Origin of the sequence: Aeromonas sp. QDB17, assembly GCF_027705305.1 — a bacterium.
In the GTDB taxonomy this organism is placed as follows: Bacteria; Pseudomonadota; Gammaproteobacteria; order Enterobacterales; family Aeromonadaceae; genus Aeromonas; species Aeromonas caviae.
On the sequence record NZ_JAPDBP010000032.1, the window covers coordinates 16301 to 35869 of the forward strand.

General features: G+C 62.4%; 19 protein-coding genes. 11 read left to right on the forward strand and 8 right to left on the reverse strand.

Going from position 1 to position 19569, the window contains the following annotated elements; genetic code table 11:
• Positions 1-714 (reverse strand): tRNA (guanosine(46)-N7)-methyltransferase TrmB, encoded by a 714-nt coding sequence (gene trmB, locus OKC41_RS19710; RefSeq protein WP_223955730.1) that lies wholly within the window; start codon positions 712-714, stop codon positions 1-3.
• A gap of 260 nt (positions 715-974) precedes the next feature.
• Here trmB and OKC41_RS19715 point away from each other — a divergent pair, with 260 nt between their 5' ends.
• Positions 975-2042, forward strand: a complete 1068-nt coding sequence (locus OKC41_RS19715) for a M28 family metallopeptidase (protein WP_223955731.1) — start codon at positions 975-977, stop codon at positions 2040-2042.
• A gap of 199 nt (positions 2043-2241) precedes the next feature.
• Entirely contained in the window at positions 2242-3423 is a 1182-nt protein-coding gene (locus tag OKC41_RS19720; protein ID WP_183148868.1) for a PLP-dependent aminotransferase family protein, read from the forward strand.
• 63 nt (positions 3424-3486) lie between these two features.
• On the opposite strand, the gene OKC41_RS19725 is transcribed toward OKC41_RS19720, so the two are convergent.
• Positions 3487-5028 carry a cyclic diguanylate phosphodiesterase gene (locus tag OKC41_RS19725; RefSeq protein WP_223955732.1) on the reverse strand — a complete coding sequence of 514 codons (1542 nt, stop codon included), beginning with the start codon at positions 5026-5028 and terminating at the stop codon, positions 3487-3489.
• Positions 5029-5273: 245 nt separating this feature from the next.
• Between OKC41_RS19725 and OKC41_RS19730 the strand changes: the two genes are divergently transcribed.
• On the forward strand, positions 5274-6179 hold the full coding sequence (locus tag OKC41_RS19730) for a TIGR01777 family oxidoreductase (RefSeq protein WP_201894403.1): 906 nt from the start codon (positions 5274-5276) through the stop codon (positions 6177-6179).
• A 42-nt stretch (positions 6180-6221) separates the two neighbouring features.
• On the opposite strand, the gene OKC41_RS19735 is transcribed toward OKC41_RS19730, so the two are convergent.
• Positions 6222-8663 carry an ABC transporter permease gene (locus OKC41_RS19735; protein WP_180911393.1) on the reverse strand — a complete coding sequence of 814 codons (2442 nt, stop codon included), beginning with the start codon at positions 8661-8663 and terminating at the stop codon, positions 6222-6224.
• Complete coding sequence (locus OKC41_RS19740) at positions 8660-9370, reverse strand: ABC transporter ATP-binding protein (protein ID WP_201894404.1); 711 nt, start codon at positions 9368-9370, stop codon at positions 8660-8662. The genes OKC41_RS19735 and OKC41_RS19740 overlap by 4 nt, the downstream gene beginning before the upstream one ends.
• A 57-nt stretch (positions 9371-9427) precedes the next feature.
• On the opposite strand from OKC41_RS19740, the gene OKC41_RS19745 reads away from it, so the two are divergent.
• On the forward strand, positions 9428-10036 hold the full coding sequence (locus OKC41_RS19745; protein ID WP_039040186.1) for an arylesterase: 609 nt from the start codon (positions 9428-9430) through the stop codon (positions 10034-10036).
• A gap of 87 nt (positions 10037-10123) precedes the next feature.
• On the opposite strand, the gene OKC41_RS19750 is transcribed toward OKC41_RS19745, so the two are convergent.
• The 3 genes from OKC41_RS19750 to OKC41_RS19760 all read right to left on the reverse strand — a co-directional run bounded on the left by OKC41_RS19750 (position 10124) and on the right by OKC41_RS19760 (position 13243).
• A complete protein-coding gene (locus tag OKC41_RS19750; RefSeq protein ID WP_039040187.1) occupies positions 10124-11068 on the reverse strand; it encodes a chemotaxis protein CheV in 945 nt (314 codons plus the stop codon).
• 335 nt (positions 11069-11403) lie between these two features.
• Positions 11404-12504 carry a porin gene (locus tag OKC41_RS19755; RefSeq protein WP_029314791.1) on the reverse strand — a complete coding sequence of 367 codons (1101 nt, stop codon included), beginning with the start codon at positions 12502-12504 and terminating at the stop codon, positions 11404-11406.
• Between the two features lie 328 nt (positions 12505-12832).
• Positions 12833-13243: a CBS domain-containing protein gene (locus tag OKC41_RS19760; RefSeq protein ID WP_010675511.1), complete on the reverse strand. Its 411-nt coding sequence runs from the start codon at positions 13241-13243 to the stop codon at positions 12833-12835.
• 147 nt (positions 13244-13390) lie between these two features.
• Between OKC41_RS19760 and OKC41_RS19765 the strand changes: the two genes are divergently transcribed.
• Genes OKC41_RS19765 through OKC41_RS19775 form a run of 3 tightly spaced genes read left to right on the forward strand, consistent with a single transcriptional unit; the run spans position 13391 to position 16603 of the window.
• On the forward strand, positions 13391-15301 hold the full coding sequence (locus OKC41_RS19765) for an ABC transporter ATP-binding protein (RefSeq protein WP_201894405.1): 1911 nt from the start codon (positions 13391-13393) through the stop codon (positions 15299-15301).
• Positions 15294-15755 carry a DUF2390 domain-containing protein gene (locus tag OKC41_RS19770; protein WP_039040190.1) on the forward strand — a complete coding sequence of 154 codons (462 nt, stop codon included), beginning with the start codon at positions 15294-15296 and terminating at the stop codon, positions 15753-15755. Before OKC41_RS19765 ends, OKC41_RS19770 begins: the two co-directional genes overlap by 8 nt.
• Complete coding sequence (locus tag OKC41_RS19775) at positions 15749-16603, forward strand: 23S rRNA (adenine(2030)-N(6))-methyltransferase RlmJ (RefSeq protein ID WP_201894406.1); 855 nt, start codon at positions 15749-15751, stop codon at positions 16601-16603. The genes OKC41_RS19770 and OKC41_RS19775 overlap by 7 nt, the downstream gene beginning before the upstream one ends.
• Positions 16604-16679: 76 nt before the next feature.
• Here the strand turns inward: OKC41_RS19775 and OKC41_RS19780 are convergent, their stop codons facing one another.
• Complete coding sequence (locus OKC41_RS19780; protein WP_039040192.1) at positions 16680-16901, reverse strand: hypothetical protein; 222 nt, start codon at positions 16899-16901, stop codon at positions 16680-16682.
• 179 nt (positions 16902-17080) lie between these two features.
• On the opposite strand from OKC41_RS19780, the gene OKC41_RS19785 reads away from it, so the two are divergent.
• From OKC41_RS19785 to OKC41_RS19800, 4 genes are all read left to right on the forward strand, one after another.
• A complete protein-coding gene (locus OKC41_RS19785) occupies positions 17081-17449 on the forward strand; it encodes a DUF2061 domain-containing protein (RefSeq protein ID WP_039040193.1) in 369 nt (122 codons plus the stop codon).
• 110 nt (positions 17450-17559) lie between these two features.
• Positions 17560-18153: an MliC family protein gene (locus OKC41_RS19790; RefSeq protein ID WP_201894407.1), complete on the forward strand. Its 594-nt coding sequence runs from the start codon at positions 17560-17562 to the stop codon at positions 18151-18153.
• Between the two features lie 380 nt (positions 18154-18533).
• Complete coding sequence (locus OKC41_RS19795) at positions 18534-18962, forward strand: VOC family protein (RefSeq protein WP_201894408.1); 429 nt, start codon at positions 18534-18536, stop codon at positions 18960-18962.
• 77 nt (positions 18963-19039) lie between these two features.
• Positions 19040-19525, forward strand: coding sequence for an ATP-binding protein (locus OKC41_RS19800; protein ID WP_270672299.1), 486 nt, complete (start codon positions 19040-19042; stop codon positions 19523-19525).
• The last annotated feature ends 44 nt before the right edge of the window (positions 19526-19569 follow it).

Sequence of the window (19569 nt, forward strand, 5' to 3'; positions counted from 1 at the left end):
TCAGTTGACTCGTTTGAAAATCAGATCCCAGACACCGTGGCCCAGACGATGGCCACGCTGCTCGAATTTGGTCAGGGGGCGCCAGTCGGGACGGGGCACCCAGTTGCCGGTGGCGGAGGTGTTCTCGTACCCCTCGGCGGCACTCATCACCTCCAGCATGTGCTCGGCGTAGTTCTCCCAGTCGGTGGCCATGTGGAAGACGCCACCGATGGCAAGCTTCTGGCGGATATCCTGGGCAAAGGCAGGCTGCACGATGCGACGCTTGTGGTGGCGGCTCTTGTGCCAGGGGTCCGGGAAGAAGAGCTGCAGGCAGGAGAGAGAACCGTTCGGGATCATGTGCTCCAGCACTTCCACCGCATCGTGGCAGATGACGCGCAGGTTGGTGACGCCCGCCTCCTGGGCGGTGCCAAGGCAGGCGCCCACACCCGGAGAGTGCACCTCGATGCCGATGAAGTTCTTCTCGGGGGCGTTCTTGGCCATCTCAACCAGGGAGGCGCCCATGCCGAACCCGATCTCCAGCACCACGGGTGCATCGCGGCCAAACAGGGCCACCATGTCGAGCGGCTCTGGTGCGAAATCGATGCCCATGACCGGCCAGAGCTCTTCCAGGGCCTTCTCCTGCCCTTTGGTCAGGCGGCCTTCGCGACGGACGAAGCTGCGGATCTTGCGCATGAACTTGCCGTCTTCGTTAAACACATCTTGGGTCACAGACATAGTAAATTGCTCGTTATTGCATCGCTCTGGAACAGAGCCGACATAAATGGATCGCTCGTTATTGCATCAGTTCGCAAAAACAGGGGAGCGAATTATCCCAAGATAGGCACAAGGCGCAAGTGTTTCCCACAACAAATCCCCCGGGACTGCCCACATCCACCGGCAAGGTTGACAAATGCCACCCCCTTCACAGAATCTGCCGGACGTCGGGTTCATCCTGACGCGGAAAAATAAAACCATATACAACAAAGGATTGCAGTATGAAGAAAACCCTGTTGGCCCTCGTCCTGCCTGCCCTGCTGGCCGGTTGCAACCCCTCTGACAACGACTCCCAACCCCCTGCCCCCGCCGCTCAGGCCCATGAGTTTCTGGTGCAACTGAGCTCTGGCGCAGAAGGGATAGGCGCTCGTCCCACGGGCACCGAGGCCGAAACCCGCGCCGCCGCCTGGATCCAGGATCACCTGGCCGGCTGGGGTTACGAGGTGCAGAACCAGCCATTCACCTACACCAGGGGCGGCACAGACCGAACCTCCCAGAACATCGTCGCCGAGCTCAAGGGTCAGAGCGACGAGGTGATCCTCATCGGTGCCCACTATGACAGCACCGGCGAGAAGAAAGGATCCGAAGGCGCCACCGACAACGGGGCCGGCGTCGCCGCCCTGCTGGCGGTTGCCGAGGCACTCAAGGGAGAGACCCTGCCCTACACGGTGCGCTTCGCCTTCTTCGGCGCCGAGGAGAACGGCCTCAACGGCTCCAGAGCCTATGCCGCCAGTCTCGACACCGACGCCGTCGCCAAGCTGCTGGCCATGGTGAACTACGACACCATCGCCGGGGGCGACATCGTCTATGTCCACTCGGCCCACTCCGACGTGGCCGAGTACAACTGCGCCGACCCGAGCCGCTACAGCTTCGATCCCAAGGTGCGCGATCGCCTGCTGGCCATCTCCCAGCAGACCGCCACCCCGTTCGCCATCCACCCCAGCTACAGCGGCTACCCGGAAGGGGAGACCGGCAGTTGGTCCGATCATGCCCCCTTTGCCTGCCTGGGGGTGCCCATCGCCTACGTGGAGGCCACCAACTTCACCATCAACGGAGAAGATGGCTATGACGGCTACTCCCAGAGCACCAATCCGGCGCTGTGGGACTGCTACGACGACGCCACCAAGAGCGCCTGCGACCGGGACAGCGAGACCCAGTGGGGCAAGATCTGGCACACGGAGCATGATCGCCTCGACAAGATGGCCGAGCTCTTCCCGGGCCGGATCGAGCAGCAGCTCGGGGCCAATACCGACCTGATGATCCGCTTCCTCAAGGCGCCGGGGCTCTGACCCCCATCCCGCCCGATGCCCCCCTGACAGGGGTTTTTGCGCCCCTGACCGGGGTCGGGACGATAAAATTCGGGCAGGTGCCAAACCTGCCCTTTTTTATGGATTTTTGTGACAGCCATTGCCTCATTTCTGAAATCTGATACAAACGGATAACCTGGCGGTTGAATGGAGCGACCGCCACCTAGTCAGAGAGAACCCTATGCAGCCGTTTTTTGCCCAGCGCTTCGAGAAGGTCGAGCCTTCCTTTATCCGCGAAATCCTCAAAGTTGCCGCCAATCCGGAGATCATCTCCTTCGCCGGCGGCCTGCCCAACCCCCATCTGTTCCCGGTCAAGGCCATCGAGCAAGCGTGCCAGGACGTGCTGCGCGAGCAGGGAGCCGCGGCACTGCAATACGCCACCACCGAGGGCTTTGCCCCGCTGCGCCAGTTCATCGCCGACCGCTACCTGAGCCGTCACGGCATGACCGTCAATCCTGACAACATCCTCATCACCAGCGGCTCCCAGCAGGCGCTGGATCTGCTGGGCAAGGTGCTGGTGAACGAGGGGCAGGATCTCATCATCGAAGAGCCGGGCTACCTTGGCGCCATCCAGGCGTTCTCCGTCTATCAACCGAACTTCAAGCCCATCACCCTGGCGGAAGAGGGGCTGGATCTGGCCGCGCTGGATGCGCTGCTGGAGCAGGGCTCCAGCGCCAGGCTGCTCTACGGCGTGCCCAACTTCCAGAACCCGAGTGGAGTTTCCTACAGCCGCGCCAACCGGGAAGCCCTGGCGGAGCGCCTGGTGCGCCACGATCTGCTGATGGTGGAAGACGACCCCTATGGCGAGCTGCGCTTCGAGGGGGAGCACCTGCCCCCCATCGCCAAGCTGGCCCCCCACAACACCGTGCTGCTCGGGTCCTTCTCCAAGACGGTGGTACCCGCCTTCCGCCTGGGGTGGATGGTGGTGCCGGACTGGCTGCGCAAGAAGGTCACCATCGCCAAGCAGGCCACCGACCTGCACAGCAACGCCTTCAGCCAGCAGGTGCTGCACCGCTTCCTGAGCGACAACTCCCTCGACGCTCACCTGGAGAAGATCAAGGAGGTCTATGGTCGCCAGCGTGCCGCCATGGAAGCCGCCCTCGCCCGCCACTGTCCGCCCGGCGTCAGCTACACCCGTCCCGAAGGGGGCATGTTCCTCTGGCTGACCCTGCCGCCCAGCGTCAGTGCCATGGCCCTGTTCGACGAGGCCATCAAGGAGAAGGTTGCCTTCGTGCCCGGCGCTCCCTTCTATGTGCGCCCCGAAATCCAGAACACCCTGCGCCTGAGCTTCTCCTGTGTGGATGAGGCGACCACGGAAGAGGGTGTTCAGCGTCTGTGCCGCGCCCTGGCCCGCATGCTCTGAGCCATCCGGCCATAAAAAAACCAGCGACCCGGTCGCTGGTTTTTTTTGCCTCGCGCTTGCCCCTCAGCGCCCCTGTGCTGCCAGTTGGCTGACAAACTCCTTCATAGGCATGGGCCTGCCAAACAGGTAGCCCTGCAGGAAGGTCACCTCGCGGGCCTTCAGATAGTCGGCCTGCACCTGATTCTCCACCCCTTCCGCCACCAGTTGCAGACCGAGCCGGGTCGCCAGATCGATGACGTTCTCCACGATGTGGCTGGAGAGCGCGTCCGACCCAATCATGCCGACGAAGCTCTGATCGATCTTGAGGAAGTCGACCTGGAAGGTCTGCAGGTAGGTCAGGCTGGAGTGGCCGGTGCCGAAATCGTCGATGGCGATGAAGACCCCGAGGGCATGCAGCTCGGCAAAGAGCCGGTCCGTCGTCTCGTCCGCCACGATGAGCTCGCGCTCGGTCAGCTCCAGCACCAGCTTGATGGGATTCCCCTTGAAGGCGTTGATGAAATCCCGGCAATCTTCCACCAGGCTCAGATCCTTGCAGTGGCTGGCGCTGATGTTGAAGCCGAAGTGGAACCCTCGCGGCAGATGGTGCGCCTTGCCCGCAAACTGTTCGCGCACCTGCGCCATCAGCAGCCGGGTCATGGGCACGATGAGACCACTGTCCTCTGCCAGGGGAATGAAGCGATCCGGCGAGATCATCCCCTGACGGGGGTGTTGCCAGCGCATCAGCACCTCGCAACCGCTCCATTGGCCGTCCTCCCCGTTCACCACGGGTTGCAGATAGGGGATGAACTCCTGCTGGGACAGTGCCCGTTTCAGCTCCTGGGCCGGCGAGGTCGAACGGCCCATCAGCCAGAAGACCGCCACCCCGAGCAGCAGGCTCAGCAGAGGATAAATAATGACGCCCACCTTGGAGTAGTCCCAGATGTGGGCACGGTACTCATCCACCGACACCGTGGTCACTACCTTGAACGGGTACCTGGTCGAGACCTGTTCTAGATAGCCACTGCGGTCCTTGGGGATCAGCTTGTCGGTGAGCTCGCTGTTTCGCAGCAGCATCTCGTTGCCGACCACCAACCCCAGTGGGGAGTTGCGGCTCAGCATGTCCAGGATGTTGAGCAGGTAGTAGCCGTCGACCCCCACCAGCACGCTGAACTCGCCCACCTCTTCCCGGTAGGCGATGAGGGGACGATTCGGGGTGACCGGGTTGCCCTTCATCAGGTCGAGCCTGCCCCCGACATAGTCATCCAGTTTGATGCCGCCATCGACCGGGCCATAGAGGGAAGAGCAGTAGATCCGATCCCCCCTGGCCAGGTTGACGCTACGCACATCCGGCACCGTGGCCACCTGATCCCTGAGCCCCTGCACCACCTCGAGACAGGGCCTGCCCAGGCTGCCGGTGAGGGCCGACGCCGCCAACTGGGCATTGTCCAGAGTGCGGTCAAACATGACCCTGGCATGTTCCAGGCGCGCCACCGCATCCTGTTTCACGCCGGTGGCGGTCTGCCAGATGACGATGACGAGCCCAAGGAGCATGGGCAACAGACCGGCCAGCAAGGCACAGAGCAGCCGGACATAGAATTGACGCACCTTCAAACGTCGAAATGGCATAACGGCCCTCATGAACATGGCGAAAAAGCGCTCGAGTTTACCCGCTGGCGCCCGTTTGGCAAGCCGGAATGAGCCCCTGATACCGCCGCGCCACGGCGCCCCCCGTGGTCGCAAAGCCCGGCAACCCCGTGGACAAAGGGGGCGGCGTCTTGGGAGACAAAAATCATAATGCTCATAAAAACAGGAGCTTGTCCATCGGGCACCCAGGCTCTAGAGTAGACCCTAGAGCGTCAGGGAGGCAGGACATGAAGATACTGATCACGGGGGGCACGGGGTTTATCGGCCGCCGTCTGGTGGCACACCTCAAGGTGGCGCACGAAGTAGTCGTGCTGACCCGCCAGGGCAGCCGGGCCTACGAGCTGCTCGGCCACGATGTCACCCTGCTGGACAGCCTGGACAGGCTGGATCACCTCAATGACGTGGACATCGTCATCAACCTGGCCGGCGAACCCATCGCCGCCGGACGCTGGAGCGAGTCCCGCAAGCAGTTGCTCTGCAACAGCCGCTGGCTGCTGACCGAACAGCTGGTGGATCTCGTCAAACTCTCCAGCACGCCCCCCAGATTGCTGCTCAATGCCTCCGCCATCGGCTGGTATGGCCGCCAGGATGACGCCCCTCTGAATGAAACATGCCAGAGCCCTCACGACGAATTCACCCACCGTCTCTGTCAGCAGTGGGAGCAGCTTGCCCAGCAGGCCCGCTCGGCCCAGACCCGGGTCTGCATCCTGCGCATCGGCCTGGTACTCGGCATGGAGGGGGGCGCCTTGCCCAGGATGCTGCCCCCTTACCGCCTCGGCCTCGGCGGCCCCATGGGCAGCGGCACCCAGATGATGAGCTGGATCCACGTGCAGGATCTGGTGCGGGCCATGCTGTTTCTCATCGAGCACGGCGAGTGTGACGGCATCTTCAACGGCACGGCCCCGCAACCGGTCAGCAATCGCCGGTTCAGCGAGACCCTGGCCGCCACGCTCCATCGCCCGCACCTCTTCTTCGTACCGGCACCCCTCCTGCGACTCCTGATGGGAGAGGCGGCGGATCTGCTGCTCACCGGACAGCAGGTACTGCCCGCCCGCTTGCAGCAGGCCGGTTTTCACTTCAGCTTCCCGGCCCTGCCCGGCGCTCTGGACAATCTGCTGCACTCACCCCGTTGACCCAATGACACATCCCGACCGAGGTCGGGATGTGTCGAGCCATCAGAGCAGCCCCTGCCCCAGTCCCCTGAGCCGGTCGCTCAGGGTACCCGCCAGCAGTTGGCGGCGCATGCCCTGTCCGGCCAGGGTCACCAGCACGGCCCCAAGCAGGGGGAGTGCAGCCCAGATGGCCCAGTGGAACTGCCACTGCGCTCCCTCCCACCACCACTGCAGGCCGAAGGAGCAGAGCTCCACCACCATGGCGGCGCAGAGCCCCGCCAGGGCACCGCTCGCCACCAGCTCCCAGCGCAACATCTTCTCGAGCAGGGCGCTGCCCGCCCCCAAGGTGCGCATCAGCAGCAGCTCCCGGCGCCGATGGGCCATGCCAGCCTGGGTCTGGGTCAGCAGCACCAGCAGGGCGGCCACCGTCACCAGCCCGAGCATCAACCCCAGGGCGCGGCTCACCTGATCGGAGACCAGGGTGAGGCGGCCTATCAGATCCTCCACATCGATGAGGCTCACCGTGGGGTGGCGGCGGATGAGTTCCACCTCTGCCCCTCGCCCCTCAGGCGGCAGACGATAGCTGCCGAGCCAGGTCTGGGAGAAGGGGGCCAACACGTCCGGCGAGAAGATCATGTAGAAGTTCGGCCTCATGTTGTCCCACTTGATGGACCTCAGGCTGGTCACCCTGGCCTCGAACGCCCGCCCCTCTATGGTGAAGCCGAGCACGTCTCCGAGTGCGATGCCGAGCCGTCCCGCCAGTGCCTCGTCGACGGAGACCTCCCCCTTGCCGGCCAGCCATTGACCGGCAGTGACCTTGTTGTCGGCGGGCAGGGCCGATGTGGTGGTGAAGTTGAGCTCCCTGTCCACCCCCTCCCGCGCCGCATCCTCCCCCACCGCCTCACCGGCGATACGGGTCAAGCGCCCGCGCACCATGGGGTAGAAGTCCGAGGTGATGGCCCCGGCCTGGTGCAGATCGGCCAGGATCCCTTCCCGCTCGCTGTCCGCCACATTGACCAGGAAGCGGTTCGGGGCGTCGGCAGGCAACCGGGTGGAAAAATCCTCCAGCAGATCGACCCGCGCCGCCCACAGCAGCCCGAACAGCATCAGGGCCAGGGCGAAGCCCGCCAGCTGGAACAGACCACTGCCCCGCTCCCGGGAGAGGTGATTGATGGCCAGGCGCAGGGCATGGGGCCCCTTGAGCCGACTGCCAAGACGCAGCAGCGCGGAGGCGAGCAGGGCCAGCAGCGCCATCAACACCCCCATGCCACCGATGAGCCCGCAGGCCAGCCTGATGTCCGCGGTAAAGCCCCACACCAGGGCAAACAGCCCGATGAGCCCCACGGGCACCGTCAGCCAGGGGGGGATCCCCGCCTCCAGCTCCCGGCGCAGCACCCGCAGCGGCGGTACCTTGAGCAGCCTCAGGAAGGGAACGAACGCCAGCATCAGGGTGATGAAGAAGGCGACCGCGAGGCCAAGGGCAAAGGGTCGCCAGGAGGGGGGCGGCAGATCCGCAGGCAGCAGATCCCCCAGCAGGTTCAGGGTCAGCCACTGCATGGCACTGCCCGCCACCAGCCCCATCAGGGCCCCCACCAGGGTCAGGGAGAACAGCAGGGTGCCCATCAGTTGCCACAGGGTGCGCCGCGAGGCCCCCAGGGTCTTGAGCAGGGCCACCATGTTGGTCTGGCGCTCGGCAAAATGGCGCACCGCTATCCCCATGGCCAGGGCGCCGAGCAGCACGCCGGCAAGGGATGCCAGACGGAAGAAGCGCTCGGCATTGCCCAGGGATTTCCCCACCTGGGTACCCTGATCGTCGGGTTTGACGAGCTTCTGCCCGGCGCTCAGCCTGGGGTTGAGCCAGGCCTCATAGCGGGCGATGGCGTCACGGGGCCCCTTGACGAGATAGCGCCACTGCTGGCGACTGCCCGGCAGCAGGGCCCCGGTCGCCTCGATATCGGCGCTGTGGATCAAGGCCCTTGGCGCCATCTGGAAGGGACTGAACCCCTGATCCGGCTCCTGGCCCAGCTCCCCTGCCACCGTCAGCCGGGTGTTGCCGACCTCGAGTACCTCCCCCACCTTGGCGCCGAGTAGCTGCATCACCCTGGCGGAGAGCCAGATCTCGCCGGGCGCCGGGGCGCGCTGGGGAGTGAGCTCCAGCTTGCCGTAGAAGGGAAAATCCCCGGGCACGGCGCGGATGGAGGCCAGTTGCAGGGTATCGCCGTGAAACAGCATGCTGTTGAAGCTGACCGTGGTCTGCACGGCAAGCCCCTCCTGATGCGCCTGCGCCAGCCACTCTGCCGGTGCCGGCGTCGCGGAGCGCAGCACCCTGTCCCCTCCGATGAAATCCCGCCCGGAGGCCTTGAGCCCAGCGTCCAGCCGATCCGCCACCAGAGCCACGCTGAGCACGCAGGCGACGCTCAGCGCCAGCGCCAGCACAAACCAGCGCAGCTCGCCGCTGAACCCTTCCCGACGCAGCAGCTTCAATCCCAGTCGCCACTGACTCATGACAGCTCTCCCACCCTGGCCGCCATGACAGATTGTGCCTCCAGCCGCCCGGCTGACATCACCAGCTGCCGCTGGCAGCGCTGGGCCAGTTCATGGTCATGGGTCACCACCACCAGGGTGGTGTTGTGCTCGCGGTTGAGACGAAACAGTAGTTCGATCACCGTCTCCCCGGTCTTGCTGTCGAGGTTGCCGGTAGGCTCGTCCGCCAGCAGCAGGCTGGGGCGGGTCATGAAGGCACGGGCAATGGCGACCCGCTGCTGCTCGCCGCCAGAGAGGCGCGGCGGCAGGTGGTGCAACCGCTCTCCCAGACCGACCTGGGCCAGCAGCTCCCGGGCACGGGGCTCGCTGTCGGTCTCCCCCCGCAGCTCGGCCGGCAACATGACGTTCTCCAGGGCGCTCAGGGTGGGCAGCAGCAGGAACGACTGGAACACGAACCCCACCTGCTCGGCCCGCAGCCTGGCGCGTCCCTCCTCGTCCAGCCGGGTGAGGGAGTGGCCGAGGATCTCTATCTCGCCGCTGCTCGGCAGATCGAGACCGGCCAGCAAACCGAGCAGGGTGGACTTGCCGGAACCGGACGCACCGACCAGCGCCAGCGTCTCGCCGGTATTGACTTGCAGATCGATCCCTTCAAGGATGGTGAGGCTTTCCTGACCGAGGCGAACGGTTTTACCGAGCCCCCTGACGGCGATAATGGGCGTTGAACTCATCTTGGGTATCCTGTTTGCCTGAACCTGTAATGACAATAGAACGTGGGAGTTGACTGCATGATGCGTCTCTTGTTTGCCGTGAGTTGCCTGTGCTGCTGGGCAGCGTCCGTCCAGGCCCAGACCCTGCTGGTACTGGGCGACAGCCTGAGTGCCGGCTACCAGATGCAGGCCGAACAGAGCTGGCCTGCCCTGCTCAATGAAAAGTGGCAGCAGCAGGGGGGAGAACACACCCTCATCAATGCCAGCATCAGCGGTGAAACGACCCAGGGCGGCCTGGCCCGCCTGCCCGCTCTGCTCGAAACCCACAAACCGGACTGGGTGTTGATCGAACTCGGCGCCAACGACGGGCTGCGGGGCTTTGCTCCCGCCATCACCCGGGCCAACCTGACCAAGATGATCGAGCTCACCCGGGCGCACCAGGCGAAGACGGTGCTGACCCAGATCCTGCTGCCCCGCAACTATGGGGCGCGCTATCTGCAGCAGTTCGAGCAGATCTTCCCGGATCTTGCGAAGGCCAACGACCTGCCGCTGATGCCCTTCTTTCTGGATGATATTGTGCTGCGCCCTGAACTCATGATGAACGATGGACTGCACCCGACGGCCGCCGCCCAGCCCCGGATCCGCGACAAGGTCGCCCGCTTTGTCGAGCCTCTGCTGACACAATAGCCCGGTGGCCGGGCCCATGGCCCTTCTCCTTACCCAGCAAAAAGCCCCCGCATGGCGGGGGCTTTTTCATGGTTCGGCGTGCCGGGTTCAACGGCCCAGGATCTGCCGCATCCGCTGCTGGGCCACGTCCACCAGCAAGTCGGGCTGGAATTTGGAGATGAAGCGATCACACCCCACCTTCTTGACCATGGCCTCGTTGAAGTTGCCGCTCAGGGAGGTATTGAGGGTGATGAAGAGCTCGGACATGCGCGGATCGCTGCGCACCTCGTGAGTCAGGCGATAACCATCCATCTCCGGCATCTCGGCGTCCGTGATCATCAGCATGATCTCGTCGGTCACCTTCTTGCCCGCATCGCACCACCCCTTGAGCAGCTTGAGGGCCTGCAAGCCGTCCTGGCACTCGATGACCTCGAGCCCGAGCTGGGCGAGAGTCTCGCGCACCTGGTTGCGGGCCGTGCTGGAGTCATCGACGATGAGCACCCGGCGTCCCTGCATCTGGGGCAGGATCTCCTCGTCCAGCACCTCGGACGAGATGCGCACGTCATAGGTGATGATCTCCGCCAGCACCTTCTCCACGTCGATGATCTCGACGATCTGGTCGACGCCCCCTTCCGGGATGCGAGTGATGGCGGTGAGGTAGTTGGCACGACCCGCCGAACGGGGCGGCGGCAGTATGTCCTTCCAGGTCATGTTGACGATGTGGGCCACCTGCCCCACCAGGAACCCCTGAATGGTGCGGTTGTACTCGGTGATGATGAGGTTGGACTCCTGATCGATGGCCATGGGACGCATCCCGATGGCACCGCGCAGGTTGATGACGGGGATGGAGACGCCGCGAATGTTGGCGACACCGCTGATGTTGTGGTGGGACCCCGGCATCTTGTTCAGATGGGGCAGCTTGACCACTTCCCGCACCTTGAAGACGTTGATCGCAAACAGTTGCTGGGCACCCAAACGGAACATCAGCAGTTCCAGGCGATTCTCCCCTACAAGCTGGGTACGTTGATCCACTGAATCCAATATGCTCGCCATATAACGCCCTTACGTCCATTTCCCGAAATTGCCCCGCACCGGAGCTGCGACATGCCAACCAGCCCCGCTTTCCCTGTCGGGACAACGCAAGCCTATATAGAAATAATGAAAAGCGTCGAGGAAAGATAGGATCTTGACCACGGGGCGTGATCATCCCCCCATCACTGCCTCATGACAAGCACAGCCACGCACCGGCCCCGACAACAAGGGTATCGACCACACGGGGCCATTGCTGAACCCCGGCGTGCCGCTCTTGTCATCCAGCGCGGTCAGCCAGCAACAAAAAGACCGGCCACATGGGCCGGTCCTGGGATGTGCAGTGCGTCCGGGACGACTTAGAAGTTGTACTGCAGGGCCACGGCGACGATGTCGTCGGTGGACTTGTTCAGGCTGTTCTTGCCGGTGGAACCCACTTCGTCCAGCAGGTTGATCTTGTAGTCCACGTAGGCATTGAAGTTGTCGGTGAAGTTGTACCAGGCACCCACGGAGACGTATTCGGTCGCGGTGTCATCGATGCCGTGAGCGCTGTCCTTCACGTCGGTACGCAGGTAGGCCAGGGAGGGCTTGAACTTCGGCGTGATGTTGTACTGCACGACCGCTTCGTAGCCATCCATCTTCTCGGCGTAACCGCGCAGGGAGCCGGTGTCCACGAAGAGGTGATCTTCACCGTGGGAGTAGGTGGCGGCCATGTAGAGGTTGCCGACGGCATACTTGGCGCCCACCCCGAACAGCTTGGCGTCGTTGTCGCCGCCGAAGCTCACGTTCTCGGCCTGTTCATCGGTCTTGCCTGCCTGGTTGTAGGCGGCACCCAGGCTCAGGCCCATGTTGAAGTCATAGTTGGCAGAGAGGGCATACCCCTCGGAAGAACCTTTCGGGCTCCAGGTGCTGTTCGGGCCGACGCGCTCGCTGCGGCTCGCGTTCTGCGGGTCGTTGTTGCCGGTGAACTGGGCACCCAGGGTCAGCCCCTGCCAGTTGTACATGTACTGGGCCAGGCCGTTGGTACGACCGGTGCCGAACACCTCGGTGTCCTTGCCCAGACCATCACCACCCCACTCCGGCAGCACGTCGGTGTAGTTGTTCACCGCCTTGGTGAACAGACCGTCCTGGCGGCCGTAGCTGAAGGCACCGAAGCGATCGTGCTTGATGCCCGCATAGGCGTAACGCAGCTCGTCGTTGTCAGAACCGGAGACCGGCAGGTTGTACTCGGCGAAGCCGAACGCGGTCAGATCCTCGTCAACCTTGGTTTCACCTGCGATGTGCAGACGCAGGTAGCTGGCATCGCCTTCGGTGGCGTTGTCATCGGTGCCGTAGTACATGCCGTTGACGCGGCCGCCGATGTCCAGTTTGGTACCATTCTGATCGTAAACGTTGGCGGCCTGTGCACCACCGGCCAGCAGCAGGCTGGAGATGGCCATCGTCAATGCTGTCTTTTTCATTGTTCTTTCCTCAGGTGTAAGCACTCTCTGTCAGACCAGAGTTCGGTCGTGATGATCGGTTGATGTGCCGATGACCTAAGGTAGATCCGGAAACCTTGATGGGAACTGAAGCGGCGAACGATTAATTATAAAAGCATCAATTCGAGCTGACGCCGCGACATATAGTGTCACATGAAATGACAACGGTAGAATTTATGACCATGAAAATCATTTTTGCAACACAATCGATCTGAAAAATTTGATAAATGCAGTTTAATCTTTCAGCAAAGCGAGAGGCAGGGAAGCCCTGCCGGGCGACACGGGCTCCCCGCACACCTTCCCCGCCCCGTCAGACCGGCTGCCAGCCGCGCATGACCCTCAGCAGATCCTTCCAGCTCACTATGCCCACCAGGGCGCCGTTTTCCAGCACAGGCAGGCAGGAGATCTGGTGTTCCAGCATGAGGCCGGCGGCCTCTTTCAGGGAGCGTTCGGGGGAGACGGTGATGGGTTCACGGCTCATGATCTGGTGGGCGCGCCGGTTGAGGGTCTCGGTGTCCCGGTTCATCTCGGCATCCGTGTCCAGATAGGGGCTGATGGCACGCAGCAGATCCCGGTCCGAGATGACCCCCACCAGCTCCTCTTCTTCCACCACCAGAAGGTGGCGGAAATGGGCCTGCTCGAAGATCTCCTTGATGACGCTCAGCCTGTCATCCATGGAAACGGTCGCGACCCGGGTCGTCATGATCTCTTTAATCAACATGGTCAGCCTCCTGCCCCCCAGATGTCTCTGTTATGACACGTTTTTCCGGCGGCAGCCATCCCCCCCGCCCTCAAGTGCAAATTTGTGTCATTTCACGTAAGATCCGCGCCAGTTTCTCTCCTTCAATCGAGCCAAGCAGACCCATCCATGATAGTTGCCAGTCAAATAGAACTGATCCGCGGCGGCCGCACGCTGCTGGACAACGCGTCCGCCACCATACACCCCGGCCACAAGGTGGGCCTGGTGGGCAAGAACGGCTGTGGCAAGTCCACCTTCTTTGCGCTGGTGCGGGGCGAGCTGGCCATCGACAACGGCAGCTTCAGCCTGCCCGCCGGCTGGCAGATTGCCGGCGTGGCCCAGGAGACCCCGGCGCTGGACTGCTCCGCCCTGGAGTACGTGATCGACGGCGACAAGGAGTTCCGCGCCCTGGAGGCCGAGCTCGCCCGGGCCGAGGCGGATGACAACGGTCTGCTGGTGGCCGAGCTGCACGGCAAGCTCGATACCATAGGTGCCTACAGCATTCGCGCCCGCGCCGCCGAGCTGCTGCACGGTCTGGGTTTTGGCGGCGATCAGCTCGACTCGCCGGTCAGAAGCTTCTCCGGTGGCTGGCGCATGCGCCTGAACCTGGCCCAGGCGCTGCTCTGCCGCTCCGATCTGCTGCTGCTGGATGAACCGACCAACCACCTGGATCTCGACGCCGTCATCTGGCTGGAGAAGTGGCTCAAGGGCTATCAGGGCACGCTGGTACTCATTTCTCACGACCGCGACTTCCTCGACTCCGTGGTGAATCGCATCATCCATATCGAGAACGGCAAGCTCAACGAATACAGCGGCGGCTACTCCGACTTCGAACTGCAACGGGCCGAGCACCTGGCCCAGCAGCAGTCCATGTACGAGAAGCAGCAACGGGAGATGGCCCACATGCAATCCTATGTGGACCGCTTCCGCTACAAGGCCTCCAAGGCCCGTCAGGCCCAAAGCCGGCTCAAAGCCATGGAGCGGATGGAGAAGATCCTGCCCGCCCACGCCGACTCCGAGTTCAGCTTCGAGTTTCGCGAGCCCTCCGCTCTGCCGACCCCGCTCATCGCCATGGAGAACCTCAGCGCCGGTTACGGCGACAAGGTGATCCTCGAGAAGATCAAACTCAACCTGGTGCCGGGCTCGCGCATCGGCCTGCTCGGTCGCAACGGCGCGGGCAAGTCCACCTTCATCAAGATGCTGTCGGGCTCCAACCCGCCCCTCTCCGGCAAGCTGGAGGTGAGCGCCGGGGTGAGCATCGGCTACTTCGCCCAGCATCAGCTCGAGACCCTGCGCCTCGATGACAGCCCCCTCGATCACCTGGTGCGCCTCGCGCCGGACAAGACCGAGCAGGAGCTTCGCAACTACCTCGGCAGCTTCGGTTTTCATGGCGACAAGGTTCTCGACAAGGTGGCCCCCTTCTCCGGCGGTGAGAAGGCGCGGCTGGTGCTGGCCCTCATCACCTGGCAAAAGCCCAACCTGCTGCTGCTGGATGAACCGACCAACCACCTGGATCTGGAGATGCGCCACGCCCTGACCATGGCCCTGCAAGGGTTCGAGGGGGCCATGGTGGTGGTCTCTCACGACCGTCACCTGCTGCGCACCACCACGGATGACTTCTATCTGGTCCACGGCGGCCGGGTCGAGCCCTTCGATGGGGATCTCGACGACTACCACAAGTGGCTCGGCGAGCAGGAGAAAGAGGCCAATGCCAAGCCGGCAGATGGCGCCGTCTCCGCCAACTCGGCGGTGGCGCGCAAGGATCAGAAGCGCCTCGAAGCCCAGTTCCGGCAAGCGACCCGGCCGCTTCGCCAGAAGCTCGAGAAGCTCGAGGCCAGCATGGAGAAGCTGCAAGGCAGGCTCGCCGATATCGAGCACCAGCTCGCCGATCCCGCCATCTATGAAGAGAGTGCCAAGGGCAAGCTCTCCGAGCTGCTCAAGTCCCAGGGCCCCCTCAAGGAAGAGCTGGAGCACGTCGAGCTGGAGTGGATGAGCCTCTCTGAAGAGCTGGAAACCATGGAGCAGGCCTTCTTTGCGTGATGAAGCCTTGATGGCCAGCGAGCGGGTCAGCCCCGACGCCCTGCCCACCCCTTCCGAGTTCTGGACATGGAGCACAGGCGCCTATGGCCAGCGCAGCCAGGACTGGCTCCACGTGCAAAGCATGGGGGGCAACGTCAACCTGGCGCTCCTGCTGCACCACCTCGACCTGCTCCGGATCCCGGTCGACCTCACGGACTTGCAACCGGCCCTGGTACAGACCGAGGCGGTGCTGCTCCCCTGGCGCACCCTGCGCCAGCAGGCCAAGTCACGGGTGGGGGCCGAGGAGTACCAGACCATGCTGGCCCACGAACTGGAGCTGGAGCGGCTGCAACAGGGGGTCTTGCTGCAGACCCTGCGCACCCTCGCCCTGTTTCGCGGCGACAGCCGCAACCTGTTTCACTATCTATCGTTACTGGGTGCCCAGCAGGGCCCCCTCAGAGATCTCATATGCTGAGCTACCGCCACGCCTTTCACGCCGGCAACCACGCCGACGTGCTCAAACACGCCGTCCAGGCCCTGATCATCGAGTCCCTCAAAAAGAAGGAGAAACCCTTCATCGTGCTGGACACCCATGCCGGTGGCGGTCTCTACGACCTGCGCGGCGACTGGTCCCAGAAGAAGGCGGAATACGCCGACGGGATCAAACGCCTGTGGGATGAACGGGCCCAGTGGTCTGCCATGGCCCCCTATCTGGGTGTCATCGAGGAGATGAACAGCGATGGCCAACTGCACTACTACCCCGGCTCGCCGGAGCTGTCCCGCCGCCTTATCCGCGATCAGGACAAGCTGGCGCTGATGGAGCTGCACAACAACGAGGTGGAAGATCTTCGCGCCAACATGGGGTACGACCCCCGCGTCGCCGTCCACCATCGCGACGGCTTCGAGGGGCTGGTCGCCCTGCTGCCCCCCACCCCGCGCCGCGGTCTGGTGCTGATCGATCCTCCCTATGAGCTCAAGGAAGATTACTTCGCCGTGGTCGATACCCTTAAAAAAGCGCAAAAGCGCTGGGCCACCGGCATCTACGCCCTCTGGTATCCCATCCTCGGGCAAGAGGCGGACAAGTCCCGCGACATGCTCAAAGCGATCAAGCGGGAGAACTTCGGCAACGTCCTGGTGGCGGAGCTGGAAGTGGCCGGCCAGACTGCCGATTGGGGCATGAACGGCTCCGGCATGCTCATCGTCAGCCCCCCCTGGATGCTGGACGAGCAGATCGAGGCCTTCTTGAAACCCCTGTGCGCCAAGCTGGCCCAGGGCGCCGGCGCCCAGTACAGGGTGGAGTGGCTGGATAAAGCCGAAGCCTGACCGTTCACCCGCCGCCAACACGACAAAGCCCCGCAAGGGGCTTTTCTATGACTGCGGCAGTAGCGGCTGAGGGGGACTAGGCTTGCCTGGCATCGGCGCCTGCGGGCATGTCCCGCCAGAGCGCCAGAATGAGCAGCGCCAGCAGGGCAAAGGGCGGCACCAGGCAGAGCAGCACGCACAGGAAGGTGACAAGCCCCGGGTGGCGGCTCTTGCGCCGGGCCAGTCGCCATGCCACCACGCCGACGACGATCATCAGCAGCAGCATGAAGAGAACAAACAGGTTGGAGTTGATGGTCATGAAAGCTCCTTTTTCATGGCAAAAGGCACACTCTAGCGCCGTTGCGGTCCCGGGCAACTCCCTATCTGGTGGTGCCTTCCTGGTCGATAGGCATTTTCTATTTCGCCAATAGATGAGAATGGTTTTCATTTGATGGAGTTCTGGGTGATACTGCCTTCATCGCCAGAGGAGACACCACCATGAAAAAGACCATCAGCTTCGCCATCCTGCACTTTTGTGTCGCCTTCACCGTGGCTTACCTGCTGACCGGCGAACTGCTCACCGCCAGCCTGATCGCCCTCATCGAGCCCGCCGTGAACACGGTCGCCTTCTACTTCCACGACCTTGGCTGGCACAAGCTCAAGCCCCACCACAGCCTGCAGGCCAAGACCAGCAGCTTCGCCCTGGTCCACTTCTCGGTGGCCTTCGGTGTCGCCTACCTGCTGAGTGGCGAGCTGCTCACCGGCGGCGTGATGGCACTGATCGAACCTGCCATCAACACCGTCGTTTTCTTCTTCCACGAGCGGCTGTGGCGCAGCCGCCAGACCTTGGCGCTGGCCGGCGTCTGATTGCCATGCAGGGCCGCCCGCCACCCAAAAACACGGGGTGCTCCTGCCTACTTCGGGTGTAAAGTGTGCTCTGGTCACGGGGCATCATGCCCCCTGTTGGAGCCCTGTCGATGAACAAGATCTTGCTTGGAACCCTGCTGTTTTCCCCTCTGCTGGCCGTGGCGGCCACCCCGTCCTTCGAGTGCGCCAAGGCGAAAGGCGCCGCCGAAACCCTCATCTGCAAGGATGCCGGACTGGCTGCGCTGGATAACGAGCTGTCAGCCCTCTATCCCAAGGCGATTGCCGGGTTCTCCCCCGAGCAGCAGAAGAACGAGCGCGCCATCCAGCGCGGCTGGATCAAGGGGCGCAACGACTGCTGGAAGGCGGGCGACCTGCGCCAGTGCGTGGAAGAGAGCTACCAGTTGCGGATCACCGAGTTGCAGATAAAAGGCGGCCAGCTGAGGGTGCCGACGCCGGTCGATTATCAGTGCGGCAAGAGCGTCACCCTCTCCACCTACTTCTACAACGAGGCCAAGCGGCCCGCCGCCATGATCAATCTGAGCCAGGGTAACAACCAGCAGCAGGTGCTCGCCTATGAGACCCCCAGCGCCAGCGGCGCCCGGTACGAGGGGCAAAACCTCACCCTCTGGACCAAGGGGAGCGACGCCATGCTGGAGCGCTACGGTCAGCCCACCCTCAACTGCAACGAGATCCCGGGCAACTGATCCCCCGCCCGGCCAAGGGCCGGGCAACCACTCCCGAACAGGCAGCAAGTGGGTCACCAGTTGGTGGCCACTCGCCCCCTTTTACCTATCCCCAGCCCCCTCTCGCCAATCCAGCCCGGACGCCAGGCTTTCGGGCTAGCCTCCATTTGTTGATCTTGCCCGGCAATTCGCCATTTCCTCCTTTCCCTTCGCTCGCGGGCCGTTAATATAGCCAATTGGCAACACACGCCTCGTCGGAGTCTCCCATGAGCCACGCCAGACACGTCCCTTTGGTCAATCGCAGCAAGCTGGAAGCTGACATTCAGGGCGGTAGCGTCGCCAAAGGGCACAACCGGCAAGAGGTAAGTGACTGATTCAACCATGTCGAGTGGAGTGAATGTATGGAAACGCACACACTGCATCGGGGTCGGCTGATCGACCATCTCCAACTGGTGGTGAAAGACCTGACCGCCAGCGAGCGCTTTTACAGGGCCATACTGGCCACCCTCGATGTGCCAATCGGCGGCGCGGGTGAGGGTTACTTCTGGGCTGACGAGCTGTTTGTCACATCCATCAACAGCCCGGCAGCGCTCGGCGCACTGACCGGTCGCCATCACCTCGCCTTCCAGGCGCAGGACCGCGCCACAGTCGATCGCTTCTATCAGGCAGCGCTGGCCCATGGCGGCCAGGATAACGGCGCCCCCGGCGAGCGGGTCTATCACCCCGGCTATTACGCCGCCTTTGTCCTCGATCCGGACGGCAATAATATCGAAGCGGTCTATCACGGCGAGGCAACACGCAGTGCGGAGTCGGTGATCATTACTTACTAAAAAGATGACAATTCATCATTGGCAAGGACAACAAGTCATGAATTAAATAATTATTCAATCAAAGGATGATTTTAAATATGATTAAAACGTTTGAAATTGATGATAACCAAGCAGAATATATTATAAATATAGAAGAGGGCTACCTTGCTGATGTAAAGGCTAAAGAAATTAAGCCCGCAAAACTATCTGAAACTGTATCTGCCTTTGCAAACTCGGGAGGTGGCGATATATATCTTGGAATCGAAGAGGATTCGGTAACAGGGATAAGACAGTGGAGTGGATATGCAGACCAAGAAGCTGCAAATGATGTTGTTCATGTTCTTTTTAATGCTCACCCATTTGGAAATCACCTCTCTTTTGAATATCTAAGGTGTGAGGGTAAAACCGGATATATATTACATATAATAGTAAAAAAAATTAAAGACATAGTTAAATCTACAAAAGGGGAGATTTTTGTAAGACAAAATGCAGGAAAAATAAAAATAGAAAAACCTGAGGATATCGCAAAATTAAAATTTGATAAAGGCATATTTGTAATGACCCAGCCGTTCCTGCACAACTAAGCGGCTTCGGCATAGGCCTGCGCCGGTGTTTTCATCTTTAGCGC